2 protein-coding genes and 2 pseudogenes are annotated in these 2592 nt (G+C 41.1%); all 4 read left to right on the forward strand.

What is annotated here, in order from left to right; all coding sequences use genetic code 11:
- The coding region (locus tag FC70_RS02425; RefSeq protein ID WP_057889456.1) for a mucin-binding protein at nt 1-559 on the forward strand (559 nt) is incomplete at its 5' end.
- Nucleotides 560-570: 11 nt separating this feature from the next.
- Nucleotides 571-1008 (forward strand): MarR family transcriptional regulator, encoded by a 438-nt coding sequence (locus tag FC70_RS02430; protein ID WP_057889457.1) that lies wholly within the window; start codon nt 571-573, stop codon nt 1006-1008.
- Nucleotides 1009-1271: 263 nt separating this feature from the next.
- Nucleotides 1272-1697 (forward strand): annotated as a pseudogene (locus FC70_RS09100) (SGNH/GDSL hydrolase family protein); the annotation flags it as partial.
- Nucleotides 1698-1858: 161 nt separating this feature from the next.
- A pseudogene (locus FC70_RS02445) lies at nt 1859-2451 on the forward strand (recombinase family protein).
- Nucleotides 2452-2592 lie beyond the last annotated feature (141 nt).

Here is a 2592-nt window from a genome sequence, read left to right on the forward strand (position 1 = left end):
GACATTCGACAATAATGACACAACTGATCAGAATTTCACGGTTCACTTGAAGCATCAAAACATTCAGTCTACAGAGGCCAAAACCGTTACAGAAACTATTCATTATCAAGGCGCTGGTAATCAAACTCCTGCTGATAACACCGCTCAAGTGACCTTTACGCGTCAAGTCTCAACTGATACGGTTACAGGTGAAAAGACCTATGGGTCTTGGTCAGCTGATCAAAGCTTTGCGGCAGTGACTAGCCCAGTTATTAAGGGTTATACGCCAGATCAAGCTGAAATTGGGGCACAAACTGTGAGTGGTGACGCTAGTGATCTTGACTTCACGGTGATTTATACCAAGGATGCGCCAACAAAACCAGTTAATCCAAGTCAACCAACGACGCCAGCAAAACCGGTTCAGGCTGGTCAAGCGGCGGCTACTAATTTTGTGGACCAACGGTTGCCTCAAACTGGTGAAACTGATCAACAACACATGACGCTGAGTGGCTTATTACTATTAGCAATGAGTAGTGTGTTAGGACTCTTCGGAATGACTAAGCGGCAGCGCAAAGAATAGGATGATATTATATGCTAAATCATCGGCAAACTAAGATCCAGTTTGAGAGCTTAGCAACCCTACAGGTTATTCAGAAACAAGCATACCAGATGTTAATGCAAGGGCTGACCACAACTGTTTTCTCAATGCGTGAGTGGGGAATATTAATCTATCTGGAACAACACGGACAAGCCACTGCTAGTGAATTAGCTGATGCGTTCATGGTTAAGCGCACACTAATTTCCAGAAACACTTGGCGACTGATTCAAGATAATTTAATTCAATCACAAGTAAATCAAACTGATCGACGAATTGTGCGGCTAACCTTGACTACTAATGGTCAAGAAACTGTCGAAAGGAGCGTTCGGCAAGTGCAAGCAAATTTAAAAACTTTCAACCAAAGTCACGATTTGGAGAAGTTGACTAAACAAGTGGAAACTTTGTCACAACAACTGGCTAAGATAAATTAAAAGTTTTTCAAAGTAAGTAAAGATGCCTTAATGTAAATAAAGATCGGTCCGTTAAAACCCTTGGGGTTGAGCAGGCCGGTCTTTTATTGAAGTGAAGCAAATTTAAACATTAAGATTATTTTTGCCTGTAATAATAATTATCTGAATAAGGGACATTTTTACCAAAACACTTGGTAGCTGGAATGTTAGAAAAGCACTGCCCTGCGGCGATGTGTACCATCTATTTAGGCATGCTATTAAAAAAATGGCAAAGCTTAAAGATTAAGGGCGATCGGACGATGAACTTGGCGTATAAAGTCATGATGAACCAGCAGCGAAGCTATACGTTACGGCAGTACGCGGTGATTTGTATTGGGACCAACGCGCTGGATGATTACGAAGAGCAAACCATGAAGATCATTCATGACTTGGAGCCGGGGCACAAGTTGATTCTGATGACACCTTATAATGCCCGGGCCGATGCTGACTGAAATTCATCAAAGTTGGCCGTTTTGGAACGGCATCTGCCAGCTAAGTATAAGTTCATTACGATTGCCGACTGGGGCAAGATTGCGGCGCAACATCCAGAAGTCTTCAAAGGGATAGATGGCGTACACTTCGGTGGCATTCGGGCTGGTGATATTTTATACGCCAAGGTAATCAATCAGGCACTACAAGTGGCTAAGCATTCCCCTGTTAAAGAGGATTAGATAAAAATATTTCTTGACGTTTTTGATATATAATGATTAAAGTGTTTAGATAGAGTAAAGTGGGGCCATAACTTAACAGTTGTGGCCTCTTTTTTGATACTGTATAATTAAAGGGTTAGAACCGTGTCATTACTTAATGACATAAGTAAGGAGATAAAAAGATGAAATATGGCTATGCGCGGGTCAGTACCACTGATCAAAAATTAGCAAATCAAATTGAGTTACTAAAATTGGCAGGAGCAGGAAAAATCTTTCAGGAAAAGTTTACCGGCACAACTACTGAACGACCGGAGTTTCAAAAACTGTTGCGCACTCTAAAAACAGGTGATACTTTGATTGTCACTAAGCTGGATCGGTTTGCGCGGAACACGCGCGAGGCATTAGCGAGGCATTAGCCATTATCCAAGAGTTGTTTAAAGAAAATGTCAAAGTCAACATTTTGAATATGGGCTTAATTGACAATACGCCGACTGGCCAATTAGTCTTTACAATATTTAGCGCCTTTGCGCAGTTTGAACGCGATATGATTGTCACGCGCACACAAGAAGGTAAATTGTATGCCAAGCAACATGATCCGTTGTTTCGGGAAGGGCGACCGAAAACGTATTCTGATGAACAAATCAGATTTGCTTATGAGCTGCGAAAACAAGGCATGACCTACAAGATGATTGAACGAAAAACGGGGATTAGTAAACGCACGCAGCAGCGACGGTTTAAGTTAATTGAGAAACCAAGTGATACTTCTAAAATCTAAGACAGGTGAAAGATCATGAAAAAGGATATTTTAAATTATTTCCAATTTTGAGGACTTGGTAATCCGAACCTCAAATTACATCAGCTGGTTTAATTCCGACAGAATTAGAACGAGTGTTTAGAAAAAGATGTGCCATTTATT

This window comes from Paucilactobacillus oligofermentans DSM 15707 = LMG 22743 (assembly GCF_001434315.1).
Classification (GTDB): Bacteria; Bacillota; Bacilli; order Lactobacillales; family Lactobacillaceae; genus Paucilactobacillus; species Paucilactobacillus oligofermentans.